General features: G+C 33.0%; 17 protein-coding genes and 3 tRNA genes. 8 read left to right on the top strand and 12 right to left on the bottom strand.

Annotated elements, in window-relative coordinates:
* Nucleotides 1–3: 3 nt before the first annotated feature.
* From ygfZ to RMAG_RS01715, 3 genes are all read right to left on the bottom strand, one after another.
* Nucleotides 4–426, bottom strand: coding sequence for a CAF17-like 4Fe-4S cluster assembly/insertion protein YgfZ (gene ygfZ / locus RMAG_RS06000; RefSeq protein WP_235093698.1), 423 nt, complete (start codon nt 424–426; stop codon nt 4–6).
* Between the two features lie 368 nt (nt 427–794).
* Complete coding sequence (locus RMAG_RS01720) at nt 795–1,838, bottom strand: hypothetical protein (protein WP_011737736.1); 1,044 nt, start codon at nt 1,836–1,838, stop codon at nt 795–797.
* Between the two features lie 307 nt (nt 1,839–2,145).
* Complete coding sequence (locus tag RMAG_RS01715; protein WP_011737735.1) at nt 2,146–2,733, bottom strand: urate hydroxylase PuuD; 588 nt, start codon at nt 2,731–2,733, stop codon at nt 2,146–2,148.
* A gap of 78 nt (nt 2,734–2,811) precedes the next feature.
* Between RMAG_RS01715 and mutM the strand changes: the two genes are divergently transcribed.
* Both mutM and RMAG_RS01705 read left to right on the top strand, forming a co-directional pair.
* Nucleotides 2,812–3,621 (top strand): bifunctional DNA-formamidopyrimidine glycosylase/DNA-(apurinic or apyrimidinic site) lyase, encoded by an 810-nt coding sequence (mutM, locus tag RMAG_RS01710; protein ID WP_011737734.1) that lies wholly within the window; start codon nt 2,812–2,814, stop codon nt 3,619–3,621.
* A complete protein-coding gene (locus RMAG_RS01705) occupies nt 3,609–4,004 on the top strand; it encodes a S24 family peptidase (RefSeq protein ID WP_011737733.1) in 396 nt (131 codons plus the stop codon). Before mutM ends, RMAG_RS01705 begins: the two co-directional genes overlap by 13 nt.
* A gap of 358 nt (nt 4,005–4,362) precedes the next feature.
* On the opposite strand, the gene RMAG_RS06120 is transcribed toward RMAG_RS01705, so the two are convergent.
* The 6 genes from RMAG_RS06120 to RMAG_RS01685 all read right to left on the bottom strand — a co-directional run bounded on the left by RMAG_RS06120 (nt 4,363) and on the right by RMAG_RS01685 (nt 6,061).
* Complete coding sequence (locus RMAG_RS06120) at nt 4,363–4,494, bottom strand: hypothetical protein (RefSeq protein WP_268745598.1); 132 nt, start codon at nt 4,492–4,494, stop codon at nt 4,363–4,365.
* Nucleotides 4,484–4,558 carry a hypothetical protein gene (locus RMAG_RS06230; RefSeq protein WP_422851292.1) on the bottom strand — a complete coding sequence of 25 codons (75 nt, stop codon included), beginning with the start codon at nt 4,556–4,558 and terminating at the stop codon, nt 4,484–4,486. The genes RMAG_RS06120 and RMAG_RS06230 overlap by 11 nt, the downstream gene beginning before the upstream one ends.
* A gap of 216 nt (nt 4,559–4,774) precedes the next feature.
* Nucleotides 4,775–5,719: a 23S rRNA pseudouridine(1911/1915/1917) synthase RluD gene (gene rluD / locus RMAG_RS01700; RefSeq protein ID WP_011737732.1), complete on the bottom strand. Its 945-nt coding sequence runs from the start codon at nt 5,717–5,719 to the stop codon at nt 4,775–4,777.
* A 32-nt stretch (nt 5,720–5,751) separates the two neighbouring features.
* Nucleotides 5,752–5,826: transfer RNA gene (locus tag RMAG_RS01695), tRNA-Glu, on the bottom strand.
* A 63-nt stretch (nt 5,827–5,889) separates the two neighbouring features.
* Nucleotides 5,890–5,964 (bottom strand) — tRNA-Glu (locus RMAG_RS01690).
* Between the two features lie 21 nt (nt 5,965–5,985).
* A tRNA-Ala gene (locus tag RMAG_RS01685) sits at nt 5,986–6,061 on the bottom strand.
* Between the two features lie 96 nt (nt 6,062–6,157).
* Between RMAG_RS01685 and RMAG_RS01680 the strand changes: the two genes are divergently transcribed.
* The 4 genes from RMAG_RS01680 to RMAG_RS01665 all read left to right on the top strand — a co-directional run bounded on the left by RMAG_RS01680 (nt 6,158) and on the right by RMAG_RS01665 (nt 8,990).
* The gene (locus RMAG_RS01680) at nt 6,158–6,880 is read left to right on the top strand and encodes an MBL fold metallo-hydrolase (protein ID WP_011737731.1); all 723 of its coding nucleotides are present in this window, start codon (nt 6,158–6,160) and stop codon (nt 6,878–6,880) included.
* Complete coding sequence (gene nadD / locus RMAG_RS01675) at nt 6,877–7,554, top strand: nicotinate (nicotinamide) nucleotide adenylyltransferase (protein ID WP_011737730.1); 678 nt, start codon at nt 6,877–6,879, stop codon at nt 7,552–7,554. The genes RMAG_RS01680 and nadD overlap by 4 nt, the downstream gene beginning before the upstream one ends.
* The gene (gene rsfS / locus RMAG_RS01670; RefSeq protein ID WP_011737729.1) at nt 7,551–7,883 is read left to right on the top strand and encodes a ribosome silencing factor; all 333 of its coding nucleotides are present in this window, start codon (nt 7,551–7,553) and stop codon (nt 7,881–7,883) included. Before nadD ends, rsfS begins: the two co-directional genes overlap by 4 nt.
* 447 nt (nt 7,884–8,330) lie before the next feature.
* Entirely contained in the window at nt 8,331–8,990 is a 660-nt protein-coding gene (locus tag RMAG_RS01665) for a glutathione S-transferase family protein (protein WP_011737728.1), read from the top strand.
* A 25-nt stretch (nt 8,991–9,015) separates the two neighbouring features.
* On the opposite strand, the gene arsC is transcribed toward RMAG_RS01665, so the two are convergent.
* On the bottom strand, nt 9,016–9,363 hold the full coding sequence (gene arsC, locus RMAG_RS01660) for an arsenate reductase (glutaredoxin) (RefSeq protein WP_011737727.1): 348 nt from the start codon (nt 9,361–9,363) through the stop codon (nt 9,016–9,018).
* A 12-nt stretch (nt 9,364–9,375) separates the two neighbouring features.
* Here arsC and RMAG_RS01655 point away from each other — a divergent pair, with 12 nt between their 5' ends.
* Complete coding sequence (locus RMAG_RS01655) at nt 9,376–9,930, top strand: TlpA family protein disulfide reductase (RefSeq protein ID WP_011737726.1); 555 nt, start codon at nt 9,376–9,378, stop codon at nt 9,928–9,930.
* On the opposite strand, the gene RMAG_RS01650 is transcribed toward RMAG_RS01655, so the two are convergent.
* Both RMAG_RS01650 and RMAG_RS01645 read right to left on the bottom strand, forming a co-directional pair.
* Entirely contained in the window at nt 9,922–10,869 is a 948-nt protein-coding gene (locus RMAG_RS01650; RefSeq protein ID WP_011737725.1) for a KamA family radical SAM protein, read from the bottom strand. The genes RMAG_RS01655 and RMAG_RS01650 overlap by 9 nt on opposite strands.
* A 57-nt stretch (nt 10,870–10,926) precedes the next feature.
* Nucleotides 10,927–11,112 carry an Alvin_2107 family globule sulfur oxidation protein gene (locus RMAG_RS01645; protein WP_011737724.1) on the bottom strand — a complete coding sequence of 62 codons (186 nt, stop codon included), beginning with the start codon at nt 11,110–11,112 and terminating at the stop codon, nt 10,927–10,929.
* Nucleotides 11,113–11,229: 117 nt separating this feature from the next.
* On the opposite strand from RMAG_RS01645, the gene uvrD reads away from it, so the two are divergent.
* Nucleotides 11,230–13,386, top strand: coding sequence for a DNA helicase II (gene uvrD, locus RMAG_RS01640; protein WP_011737723.1), 2,157 nt, complete (start codon nt 11,230–11,232; stop codon nt 13,384–13,386).
* Nucleotides 13,387–13,419 lie beyond the last annotated feature (33 nt).

Here is a 13,419-nt window from a genome sequence, read left to right as displayed (position 1 = left end):
TTTTTAATCCTTTTTAATCCTTTTTAATTTAGCATAGTTACATGTAATTTCACTATCTTGATATTTAACTTCAATCGTTGCTAAATACCTTAATTTGTCAGCTAATTTTACACAACGTACTACAATACCTGATGCTTTTGCTGATTTTGAGCCAAGTGCAATCAATTTGTCGCCCACATTAAGCACTTGCTCACATTCAAATAACCGCATACATCGTTTTGGCTTACCCAAGTAATGTAAACGTGCAACCACTTCTTGCCCAGGATAACAGCCCTTTGAAAAACTAACCCCAACTTCATCAATGTCTAAATTTAACTCTTGTGGCACAAACTTTTCACTAGTTATTAAATACACTTCAGGATGTTTCATCACATCAATCGGTGGATTAATATTTAAAGTAGCTTGTTTTATTTCAACATTTGCCATTAATATAAACATATTAAGGTGCTTTAGTACCTTTTTTTGTAAACTATTAGGAAAATTCAAATAAAAATTATCTTTAACTTTGGTAACCCAAAATAAAGCAATTACTTTACCCTGATGTTGACAATAAGCATTTAATTGCCATTCATTCTCTTCAATAATAGCAATATTATTACTTAACTGTCCTTGCAGAAAACTCTGTGCATCTACACCACTTATTTTTAAAGTTACTCTGTTTTTAATGTTTTTAATGTTTTTAATGTTTTTATGAAAAAGAGAAATAAAAAACCCTTAGTCTTCAAATAAGAGACTAAGGGTTTTAACCTTAACTTAAACTCCTAAAAATCTAAGTTAGATTTTTGCAGCTTTAATTAAAACTTAACATCAAGTCTAAGACCTTTGTTAGCAGCATTAAGATTACGAGCCTCAACACCAGAAAGCTTAGCAATATTAGCTGTAAAAGTAGCGCCACCTACAGAACGACTAATAATTAACTCTGTACCTGTCACTTCATCAATAGTACCATAAGTATTTTTAGTAATTATAGCTTTAACTGTATTACCTGCTAACTTAGTACTAACTGCAACACCTAAGATTTTAGTAAAGTCACCAACGTTAACAGTAGCTGTTGCTGTACCACCACGAGCACCTTTACCGATTAACATAGAACCTAATGGTGTAAACTTGTCATTGTTCTCAACAAAAGCACTATATACAACGTCATTTCTAATTTGTGCTACATCCCACTTAAAGTTATTTACCTTACCACCAATGCGAACGAAAGTTGTATCGTTTTTAACTTCTGTTTTATCGATCCAGCGCTCAACTTCAACTGAAATATCTCTAAATATACCTTTAAGAGTTATATCTGTAAAATCTTTAGGGTTGTGCACTAAACCGATTGTAACTGGACCAACTTTGCCAGAAGTACTTATATTAGTGTTGTTGTCACGACCAAGACTATTAGAACCGTCACCAGTATACATGCCAACTTTCCAATTGCCAATTTTAGTTGATGCGGCAAATGAATTTGGTTTACTTCTACTTGAAAAACGTGCACCTAAACCAATTGTACCCCAGTAGTCACCAGCTTTAATATTAACAGGACCTACTTTAGTTGTAACATACAGACTATCCATGTGAAGACCTCTATTTTTATCTATTTCCTTAGGTTCTTCATTTACACGAGTTTGACTACCATTACGAATAACTGCAGTAATTTTAGTATCACCAGTAGAACCAACTACCTTTAAACGAACGCCTTGGCTATCGTGATTTTTATTAACACCAATATTAGCTAGTCCAATTTTTCGTGAAGCAAAAGATACATAAGAATCACCTGTAATTGAAACATCTGCTGTAGCAGCTATTGACATTGTTGCTGCAACAGCAGCAATTAATAATTGTTTTTTCATTTTTTGTCTCCAAAAATTTAAAAATTATGCCAAAAGAAATTTTCAGCTTTTAGCTTTCATTACTTCGCATTACTACAAAGATGTGATAAATTATACGCATTTATTTTAAATAGTCAAGTTTTTTGTAAAAAAAATACAAAAATTGTAAAAATACTACAAAAATATGAATTTTACTTGTTTTAAAATGCTTTAAATCCTTCTATAACTAAGCCTAAATTCTTTTTGTTAAAAATACAACAGATAGACACTAATTAAAAAATAGCTAAAACTGAGGTTTTACTCTATTTTTTGTAATCTACGATTTATTTTAGTGCCATGCAAGCATGGTTAATAACATTGGAATGGATAAAATAACATTAACGCTTGATGCCAATGCTGCATTTTTCTTTGCTATTACAATTTCTTCTGCAGTTGCCTCTTTCATGCATAAAATCTTTTGCTGATTTGGCCAAATGATAAACCAAACATTAAATGCCATGATGGTGCCCATCCATGCGCCAATACCAATAACTTGATAACCCTGTGCAAGAGTAAACGCTCCAATAATACCGTCCATGCCACGAGATTGTAGTACTAATAATACCAAACCTAAAATCCAAGTGGTTACTGCTGCCATGCGAAACCACAATAAAGCACGAGGCGCAATATATTTTCCAATGGCTGCTGTCCCAGGGCCATCAGTATCGGCTAGCGCTTGAACCATACCTGGCCCTTGAACAAAGTTAAAATAATAAAGCAAACCAATCCAAACAATACCTGCCAATACATGTAGCCACACGCTAAAAGCATAATGCTGATTAATAATGACATCCATGCCTACAAAATAAACCACAATCGCAGTAGTAACAAAACCAAGTATTATTTTACACTGAACTAAATTGATACGATCAAACATATTTCTCTCCATAGTTGTTAAAGTTGATTATTATAATAGGGTATTTTTTTGATATGTGTTAATTTTTAACCTTTTTATATGCCTGAACTTCCAGAAGTAGAAATCACTAAACGTGGGCTTGTACCTTTAATTATCAATCAAGAAGTGAGCCGAGTAATACTACATAGAGAAAATTTGCGTTGGGCTATACCTAAAAATTTAATAACAATATTGGCTAATCAAAAAATTAAGACAATTAAGCGTCGTGCTAAATACTTATTGATTAAATTTGAGGCGGGTACGTTAATTATCCATTTAGGTATGAGTGGCTCAATTAAGGTGGTTGATATTAAAACACCACTACTCAAGCATGAACATTTTGAATTACAATTTAACAATGGTACAAGTATGCGCTTGAATGACCCGAGACGTTTTGGTGCAGTGCTGTTTTCAAAAGATGGATCGCACAAATTACTAGACTCATTAGGGGTTGAGCCCTTGGAAGCGGTATTTAATAATGGGTATTTATATCAAAAATCACGAAACAAACGGAAAAATATCAAGGATTTTATTATGGATAGTAAAATCGTAGTTGGTGTTGGTAATATCTATGCTTGTGAGAGTTTGTTTATGGCGAGTATTAATCCGCAACGTAAAGCAGGTAACGTGTCTAAGACTCGATATAAAATCTTGACTCAATGTATTAAGGATATTTTGACTCAGGCCATTAAAGCAGGCGGCACAACCTTGCAAGATTTTTCTCAAGTTGATGGTAATCCTGGATATTTCACACAGACTTTGTCTGTGTATGGTTGTGAAAATAAAACATGTCATTTTTGCAAGAGTAAAATAATTAAAATTGTACAAAACCAACGATCCACATTCTATTGTAGAAAATGTCAGACTTAGATACGCCACAAAAACTATTTCAAACAAATTGCTCAACCAACTCTGAGCCATTTGCACTGCAAAATTTAGGCAACTATATGACGCCAGAATTTAGTGAAAATTGCATTGTTATTATTGATCCTAGCATACAAATTCATAATCGTGCTTACGCTGTTGTACGTTTTGATGATGAACTATATTTTCGTCAGTATATTGAACGTGGCTCAAATAAATTTTTGATTTGTTTAAATACTCAACATGATGACATTGAACTCAAAGGAGAGTTTGAAATCATAGGCTGTGTAGTGCAACAAAAACAGCGCAAACAAAAACCACGGCATTATTACCACCTTAATCCATTTACTAAGGAGATGGATTTTTACGCAAGTGGAAAACTCAGATAACAAAGGACAATAATCATGAAAAATAAAATACATTTAACATTTAGCATTGTTATGTCATTGTTTATGGTTACTAATCTTAATATTGTCTAGACTGAGAAAATCATTGACAAGTGGTTGTCTAGTTTTACTATTGTTTAGACTGTTGCCTTTCCACTATTATATATTTTTTGCCCATATTTAAAAAAATTATTATTAAGTCAACACATCCAAATAAAATACGCCATTTTGTCGATAGGAAAAATAATCTTTTTTTCTGTTCAACGGTACATTGGTTTCCGCCACTGATTGTCTTAATACCTAAATCATTAAGAATAATGTCTGTAGCTTGATAGATGTTCAGATGGAATTTTTCGCCTGTTTAAATGAGTGCTGCATTTAATTTTTTATCCTTGGTAATAAATCGTTCAAATACTTCCTTACTCATTTCAAGGTTTTTTGATGAAATTGCTGCACTAAAATGTATTAATAAATTACGCTCATCAAACTGCATGAGTAACACCAATTTGTGTGCCTAATTGATTAAAGGCAAAAATTGGCAAACAATCTGCTGTCATCACTACGCAAACCATACCTTTTTTGCAAGTAATAATGGCGTCTCCTTCATAATCATTAGACTGGACATATTAGAATGCGTTTGATTCAGCCATTTGGTACGTTAGGTAAGTTAAAATACGTCATCAGTAGTATCGGCGTTACGAGATTAAAATTATCATAATAACTAACACTCGCGTCATCTTCTAGATATCACGGGTTTGAAAACAACTTAACACTTAGTTTGCATCAAATTTAGCCAATACTTGCAATAAATCTTGCATGTCTTGCGGCAATGGTACTTTCCATGACATTAATTCAGTAGATGTTGGGTGAATTAGGGTGAGTTTTTTGGCATGAAGAGTTTGACGATTAAAATTTTTAAGTGAGTTTTTTAATTGCTTGTCTGCTTTTTTTGGAAAACGAATTTTACCACCATACATCGGGTCAGCAATCAGCGGATGTCCAATAAATGATAGGTGCACTCGAATTTGATGAGTGCGTCCTGTTTCTAACATTACCTTAACGTGAGTGTGGTGTGCAAAACGTTCAATAACGCGATAATGAGTAAGTGCATCTTTACCACTCTCAGTCACTGTTTGTCTAATTCTATCTTTAGGGTCACGTCCTATTGGCTTATCAACTGTGCCGCCAGAAATCATATGACCATAGACAATGGCTGAATATTCTCGTGAAATACTATGGGTTTGTAATTGTCTAGTTAAATACTTTTGTGCATATTCACTACGCGCAACGACCATCAATCCTGAAGTGTTTTTGTCCAAACGATGAACAATGCCAGCTCGATCAAGATTAGCTAAAGATGAATCATAATGTAATAATGCATTGGCGAGCGTTCCTGTCCAATTACTTACACCAGGGTGTGTTACCAAGTTTACTGGCTTATTAACAATAATAATCGCTTCATCTTCATACACCACATCAATGACAATATCTTGCGCTAGCCATGCATTGGTTTTTTCAATTTTTATTGATAAAGTAATCACTTCACCACCTAAAACTTTTTCCTTAGGTTTAAAAGTTTTATGATGAATTAAGGCATCACCAGATTTTATCCAATAGGTGATTTTAACACGTGAATAATTAGGTAACATTTGTGCCATTGCAGCATCAATACGCTGACCAATGAAGCGATTTGGAATAATAACACTTAACAAACTCATGTTGATTTAGTACTTACATGGATATAAAATAACGTCGCGTAAGAGATTTGAACTCCTGTTATTAGGATGAAATCCTAATGTCCTGGGCCAGACTAGACGAACGCGACAAAGGTATTTTAATTGAGAACTTTAAGTAAATAAACTAAATATTTTACAAGTAGATAAAAAAATGGCATCGCCTAGGAGAATCGAACTCCTCTTACCAGGATGAAAACCTGGTGTCCTAACCGATAGACGAAGGCGACATAAAATTTACATCAAGACAATGGTGGAGCTAAGCGGGATCGAACCGCTGACCTCGACACTGCCAGTGTCGTGCTCTCCCAGCTGAGCTATAGCCCCACAAAACACACCACCAAATTACTGACTTGTCAGCAAAAAACGTAAATTATAATCTCTAAGTTGAATTAGTCAAGATATAATTGGTAAAATAACATCATGGACATACAAATTTTTAAAGAAAAAGGTTACACACTAGAGATTCTCTATTGCATCGGTGTTTTAGAAGACTCTATTCACTTTATCTTCGACCATAACACAAAAACCTGTGCCATTGTTGATCCAGCATGGGATGCACCTTTGTTTATTCAGCGGATACACAATAAAGGTTACATACTCACTGATATTTGGCTAACTCATTGGCACTTTGACCATACCAATGCTGTTGATGAAATTGTAAAAGCAACAGGCGCTAAAATAACAGTGGGTGTTAATGAAGTACCCTATTTGCAAATTGATAGCTTGCCTGAAACTGTTGATAATAACGACACTATTTTTATCGGTAATACACCAGCTAAAATTATCAACACACCAGGACACAGTGCTGGTGGTATCTGTTATTTACTAGATGGGCATATTATTGCCGGTGATACTTTGTTTGTTTATGGGGCGGGTCATTGTTCATTGCCTGGTGGCAATATTAATGAATTGTTCCATTCCATGCAAAAACTCAAGCGCATTGATGATAATGTAATGCTACATTGTGGACATGATTATGGCTCAAGAGTTAACACAACAATGGGTGAGCAAAAACAAGGAAATGCTTTTTTATTGATTGATAACGAAGCCGATTTTTTAAATTATGTTAACAGCATGCAACAAGGAAAAATTCCTTATCCCACAGATGCTGTCACCCAAACAGAAATTAAGGCTATGTTATGAGCATTGCAAAAGAGCCTAGATTTAAAATGATTAGCTTTTTTGGCGGCTCGTTTGATCCAATTCATTATGGACATTTAAAAAATGCCACTCAACTTAAAACTGAACTAGGATTATCAAAATTATTTTTAATGCCTTGCGCTAAACCTGTACATAAAAAGCAGCTTAATTTTAATGTTAATCAACGTATGGATATGTTGCGCTTGGCTGTTGAAGAATTTAATACACTTTCAATAGATACTAGAGAAGTTAACCACAATAGAGACTCATACACCATTGACTCACTCAAACACATTCAATCAGACTATCAAAATGACTCTATTTGTTTAATCATGGGGGTGGATAGTTTTAATACGCTGAGCAGTTGGAAAGCATATCAAGTTTTTTATCAATATTGCCACCTAGTAGTAATTGCCAGAGCTGATACTTTTACACATCAAGAAAAATATGGTTTTAAATTAACTAGTACAGTTGGTGACTTAGCAAAACAAAAGACTGGATTTGTCTTTTTTGCAAATAATCAAATACTTGATATTTCTTCAAGTGCTATTCACGATATTCTTTTAAACATCCTACAAAGGCGTATAAATACCACCTTGAGTAATAAAATACGCGACCAACAAAACTTATCTAAACTATTACCAAAATCTATCATTGATTATATTGACACCTTATGAATTTAAAACAACAATTAAAAACCGTTACCGACACCATTGAAAAATTAAAAGGCGAAGATATTGTCACCTTAAAAATTTTAGAACAAAGTGCTGATATTGAAGCTATTGTTATTGCCACAGGTAGATCCATTCAACATGTACGTGGCATCTCCAATAATCTTAAAATTGAGGCCAAGCGTCTTAATATGAAAATGCTAGGTATTGAAGGCATTCAGACTGGGTATTGGGTGTTGATAGACTTAGCAGAGGTTGTAGTTCATGTGATGACGGGAAAAACCAGGGAATTTTATAAATTAGAAAAACTTTGGTCAGAATTAAAAAACACTTAATATAAAAATAAACCTAATTATAATTGGTAAAAAAATGCTAGACTAGATACAAACAAGAATTCATCATTATAAAAAACAATTACTTACTCGCCTTTCTTAGTTTTAACTTGATTACTTTTGAACCGTCAAAAATAGTAGTAAATTAAAGAATTAGAAGGTGAATTACTTGTTAAAACTATAGAAAGCTCTAATTTAATCATCGCATTTGATGAGTGTGTCAAGCAACACAACACTAAATCTATGACTCATTTTTTATTAAATTGACAAAAAATAGCAATAATGTTGCTAATTGATAGCGCTGATGAATTGAGAGAGTTGATCAAAAATATTACTCATCAATTATGGAATTATCCAATGCAAGACTACTAGAGAAAATTTATCCTACCCGTTCATTACTTACTAAGCATCCTTATAACAAGGAATAATACAACAATCAATCGAGGAATTATGAAACTAGAACTGATCAGCTTTAAACTTTGTCCATTTGCACAATGCGCTATTATTTTACTAAATAAACAAAAACTTGACTTTGAATTAAATCATATCAATCCAATGAATCCGCCTAATTGGTTTAAGCAGATTTCCCCAACTGAACAAGTACCTTTGTTAAAAGTAGATGAAAGAATTATTTTTGAATCTTCTGTGATTACTGAATTTATTAATGATATTAGTAAAACTAATCTACACCCTAGCGATCCTATTCAAAAAGCTGAAAATCGTTCATGGATTCAATTTTCATCAACCCTATTTGATAATTTATTTGGCATAGTAACAGGTGATGAAGAAAAATTTCATACATCAAAAAAATCTTTGTTTGACAAACTAGCCAAAGTTGAAGTTGTTAAAAACAATACTAAGTTTTTTAATGGTAATAATTTTTCAATCATTGATGCAGCCTTTGCGCCAATATTTATGCGTCTAAACTGGATTAATGAATTTACCAATAATATCTTATCACTTAATGAGTTTAAACATCTAAGTACTTGGAGTAAAGAGTTATTACAAGTAGATGTGGTTAAAAATTCAGTGGTTGAGAGACTAAATGATGTCTATTATTCCAACATTGAAGCACGTGAAGGCCATCTATTAACCCTACTTATTGACTAAAGCCTTACAACTAAGCAAGATTTTTTTAAAGAATAGATAAAACATTTTCAGGTGGACGACCGATAACAACACCTTTACTTGTTCTTACAATGGGTCGTTCAATTAATTTTGGGGTTTTGATCATGGAATTAATTAATTGATTTTCAGTTAAAGCTTCATCATCTAAACCTTGTTCTTTGTACTCAGGCTCTCCTTTACGCATGAGTGATCTGGCTTCAAGATTTAAATCAGTTAATAATTGCTTGAGTTCGTTACTGGTGGGTGGATTTTCTAAATATTTAATTATCTCAAAATCAACATTTTTTTGTTCTAAAATAGTTAACATTGCTCTTGATTTAGAACATCTTGGATTGTGATAAATAACTGTACTCATGACTAAATAAATATGACAAAAAATCTCATTATACCCCCAAGGCTCGCATTTCAATTAGGCAATAAAATTGCTAAAATTGGTTTTATATGCTCGCTATTTTTAGCTTTTAATGTTGCTCAGGCAATCAGCATTGATGACATGTGGCAAAAAGAAAGAAAAATCAAAGTGCCTGATTTTTCTCTAACCGACCTTAACGGCAATATACACACTAATAAATCCACTCTGGGTAAATATTTAGTAGTTAATTTTTGGGCAACTTGGTGTCCACCTTGTTTAAAAGAAATTCCAGATTTTGTTAAGTTTTATGAAAAAAATAAGGACAAAGTTCTTATTTTAGGACTTGATTATGAACAGGCTGGCAAAGCAGCTATTATTGAGTTCACTGATACATTTATGGTAAATTATCCCATCATCCTTTTTGACGATAAAAACTACGCTCAATTCAAAAAATTTGACGAAATACTTGGCATGCCAACGACTTATATCTATGGACCAAACGGAAATTTAGTTGATTATCAAATGGGTGAAATGGATATGATGGCTTTAGAAAAGGCCATTTCAAAGTAACCAATCTTTAGAATGATTACCATTATCACGTACCAACTTAGGTACCAGATATCCACTTAAGTTGTTTTTTAATTGCTGATGCAGTTGAATGGCATCGTCATCTTTAACTAAAAAATCTTGTGCACCCTGAACTTTATCCAACATGTGTAAATAATAGGGTAATATGCCCAAATCAAACAACTTCAAACAAAGCTCTGTCAATATTTTTATTGAATCATTCACGCCTTTTAATAAAACTGATTGATTGAGTAAAGTAACGCCACTTAGTTTGGTTATTTTTTGTGCAAATTTCACAGACAACTCTTGCGCATGATTTGTGTGCAAGACTATGACAACATTTAATCTTGATTGGTTAAGTGTATCTGCTAATTTGTCAGTTATTCTACTAGGCATCACAACAATACTGCGCGTGTGAATACGTAGTGTTTTTATGTGTGCAATATTTGCAATATTATCAATCAATATGCTAAGTTTATCGTCACTCAAACTCAGCAGATCACCGCCACTTAATATTACTTCATTGATTTTTACATCATTAACAATATAATTTTGCACCTCATTCCAATTGCTGATAGCATCATGCTCAGAATAGTTAAAGTTTTGTCTAAAACAATATTGGCAATGAATAGCGCAAACTTGTGAAGTAATTAATAACACTCTATTTGGATATTTATGAATAAGCCCAGCCACAGGAGAGTATTTTTCTTCTTCTAGTGGCAACAAACTAAAATTTTCGCTTTTTGATAAAACTTTAGAACTGATAACTTGTCTTAGCAAGGGGTCATTCTTGTTACTTTTATCAATCAATTGTGCAAATTCTAAGGGAATTTTAATAGGAAAATCTTGGTCTTTAAATGCTTCTATTTTAAAAAAATCGTTACTTTGATTAGCGCCTTTAAGGGTATATCTCGCATAATATTGCCAGTTATCTTTCATCATAGTTATTAGCGGGGCATAAAAACTCCGATAACAGAGTTTTTATAAGTGTTTTAATATCTAGCAGAAATTAGTAAAGTTAGCATCTGTATGCTCTTTACCATCTTCATAGCCTGACTCCCATTCATCAGTAATTCTTTGTTCTTCAATTTCAGGATTATTTAAAAAACCTGCAACCCAACCTTGAATATAGTTATCATTTACACCCATCTCTTCCATTTTTTTAACGCCTTCATAGTAAGTCATTGCTGATACTCCTTAATAGTATTTATAATTTTGTTTACTTATATCAGCCCATCTTTTAAACCGATATAAGAGAAAGATAATATTATAACCATTTAATTCCAAGACAAGAAAAAAATAATGAATTTATCCGAAATAACAAACGACCTAAATGACAAACAATGCCAATCAGTCACATTCAATAATGAAAAAAATGCTTTAATACTAGCAGGTGCAGGTAGTGGTAAAACTAGAGTTTTAACCCATAGAATTGCCTATTTAATTACACAAAAAGATATTCGTATTGATGCCATTTTAGCAGTTACTTTTACCAATAAAGCTGCTACTGAAATGCGTGAAAGGCTAAGTACTTTATTAAGGCGCCCTATTCAAAGTATGTGGATGGGAACATTTCATAGCTTGGCACACCGATTATTACGCACTCATTACGAAAAGTCTAAGTTGACTTCTGGATTTCAAATTTTAGATGCACAAGACCAGTTTCGTATTGTCAAACGTCTAATGAAAGAAAATAGCATTGATGAATCTAAGTTTCCCATTAAAAAAGTGCAGTGGTTTATTAATAATCAAAAAAACGAAGATATTCGCGCACAAGATATTGACCCTGATTATAACTATTTTATTAAAAAAAATCTTGAAGTGTTTGAACTTTATGAAGCGTATTGCCAAGAAAACGACTTAATTGATTTTGCAGAACTACTGATACGTAGTTATGAGTTGTTAAAAAATAACACAGACTTGCTTAATCATTATCAAGCGCGCTTTGAGCATATTTTAGTGGATGAGTTTCAAGATACCAATACGGTGCAGTACAAATGGATTAAATTATTGTTTAATGGTCATAATAAAATATTTTGTGTGGGCGATGATGATCAATCTATTTATGGATGGCGCGGTGCAAAAATTGAAAATATTACCAAACTATGCACAGACTTTACTCCCATTGAAACCATCCGCTTAAAACAAAATTATCGTTCAACTGGTAATATTCTAAACGCCTCTAATGCCTTGATTACTCATAACGTCAATCGTATGGGTAAATCTCTTTGGACTGATGCTGGTAATGGTGAATTGATTGATGTCTATGAAGCGCGAACTGAAACGGATGAGGCGAACTATGTTATCAGCAATATTCAAAAATTAATCACTAATGGTGCATCGCCCAGTGATTGCTCTATTTTGTACCGATTTAATGCTCAATCTCGTATCTTTGAAGAGGCACTAATAAAATACAATATTCCTTATATTATCTATGGTGGTTTAAAATTTTTTGAGTATACCGAGATTAAAGACGCTTTAAGTTATTTACGTTTAATAGAGAACTCGGCTGATAATGTTGCCTTTGAACGCGTAGTTAATTTTCCAACTCGCGGTATTGGCAATGTAACGGTTAAAAAAATACGTACATTTGCACAAGACAACCACACCAGTCTTTTTCAAGCAGCCATACAAATATCATCCATCCTGCCAACTCGCGCTGCCAATGCATTAAGTAGCTTTATTAATCTAATTAAGCAAATAACAGACGACACAAAGCACCTAAATTTATCTGAAAAAGTAACTAACTTGCTTAATACATCAGGATTAATTATGCATTATTCTAATGATAAAATCGGCAGTAAAAAAGAAAATCTAAAAAAGTTAATCACCATAACGAAACAATACAACCATGAACAAGATAATAAGATGAGCGAAGTTATGGGATTTATTTCTTTAACATCGCTAGATTCTAGTGGCAATACCAATGCGTCTATTAACCAAAATGTACAACTCATGACTATACATTCAGCTAAAGGTCTAGAGTTTCCCTGTGTATTTTTGGTTGGCATGGAAGAAGACCTATTCCCTTCTAGACAAAGTAAGAATGAACCTCATTTAACGGATGAAGAAAGACGATTATGCTACGTGGGTATGACTCGCGCTATGAAAAAACTATCACTCTCTTATGCCATTAAACGCTTTTTGTACGGACAATCTTTATACGCTTATCCTTCACGTTTTTTAAACGAAATTCCAAGTAAATATTTAAATAAGATTAAAGCTAAATTTGGTGCAACAATACAGAATTACAATGATGACAATACTTTTAATAAAAATATTACACCAAAATCTGATGACCAAATATCTATTGGCGCTTTGGTTAAACATGCCAAATTTGGATTAGGTACAGTGCTAAATTTTGAAGGGCAAGGCGATTCTACTAGAGTGCAAATAAAATTTAAGCAAGTGGGTACAAAATGGCTGATTAATTCATATGCTAATTTAGAATTTATTTAAACTGTAAGAATAAAATTAACAGTAATTACATTG

This window comes from Candidatus Ruthia magnifica str. Cm (Calyptogena magnifica) (assembly GCF_000015105.1).
Lineage (GTDB): Bacteria > Pseudomonadota > Gammaproteobacteria > PS1 > Pseudothioglobaceae > Ruthia > Ruthia magnifica.
Note: the sequence above shows the minus strand (reverse complement) of the source record. Positions and strands in the feature narration are given on the sequence as shown.

Bases quoted from the DNA above. Each gene is read 5' to 3' on its own strand.
- ygfZ (WP_235093698.1), bottom strand. From the start codon at position 426: ATGGCAAATGTTGAAATAAAACAAGCTACTTTAAATATTAATCCACCG.
- RMAG_RS01720 (WP_011737736.1), bottom strand. From the start codon at position 1,838: ATGAAAAAACAATTATTAATTGCTGCTGTTGCAGCAACAATGTCAATA.
- RMAG_RS01715 (WP_011737735.1), bottom strand. From the start codon at position 2,733: ATGTTTGATCGTATCAATTTAGTTCAGTGTAAAATAATACTTGGTTTT.
- mutM (WP_011737734.1), top strand. From the start codon at position 2,812: ATGCCTGAACTTCCAGAAGTAGAAATCACTAAACGTGGGCTTGTACCT.
- RMAG_RS01705 (WP_011737733.1), top strand. From the start codon at position 3,609: ATGTCAGACTTAGATACGCCACAAAAACTATTTCAAACAAATTGCTCA.
- RMAG_RS06120 (WP_268745598.1), bottom strand. From the start codon at position 4,494: ATGCAGTTTGATGAGCGTAATTTATTAATACATTTTAGTGCAGCAATT.
- rluD (WP_011737732.1), bottom strand. From the start codon at position 5,719: ATGAGTTTGTTAAGTGTTATTATTCCAAATCGCTTCATTGGTCAGCGT.
- RMAG_RS01680 (WP_011737731.1), top strand. From the start codon at position 6,158: ATGGACATACAAATTTTTAAAGAAAAAGGTTACACACTAGAGATTCTC.
- nadD (WP_011737730.1), top strand. From the start codon at position 6,877: ATGAGCATTGCAAAAGAGCCTAGATTTAAAATGATTAGCTTTTTTGGC.
- rsfS (WP_011737729.1), top strand. From the start codon at position 7,551: ATGAATTTAAAACAACAATTAAAAACCGTTACCGACACCATTGAAAAA.
- RMAG_RS01665 (WP_011737728.1), top strand. From the start codon at position 8,331: ATGAAACTAGAACTGATCAGCTTTAAACTTTGTCCATTTGCACAATGC.
- arsC (WP_011737727.1), bottom strand. From the start codon at position 9,363: ATGAGTACAGTTATTTATCACAATCCAAGATGTTCTAAATCAAGAGCA.
- RMAG_RS01655 (WP_011737726.1), top strand. From the start codon at position 9,376: ATGACAAAAAATCTCATTATACCCCCAAGGCTCGCATTTCAATTAGGC.
- RMAG_RS01650 (WP_011737725.1), bottom strand. From the start codon at position 10,869: ATGATGAAAGATAACTGGCAATATTATGCGAGATATACCCTTAAAGGC.
- RMAG_RS01645 (WP_011737724.1), bottom strand. From the start codon at position 11,112: ATGACTTACTATGAAGGCGTTAAAAAAATGGAAGAGATGGGTGTAAAT.
- uvrD (WP_011737723.1), top strand. From the start codon at position 11,230: ATGAATTTATCCGAAATAACAAACGACCTAAATGACAAACAATGCCAA.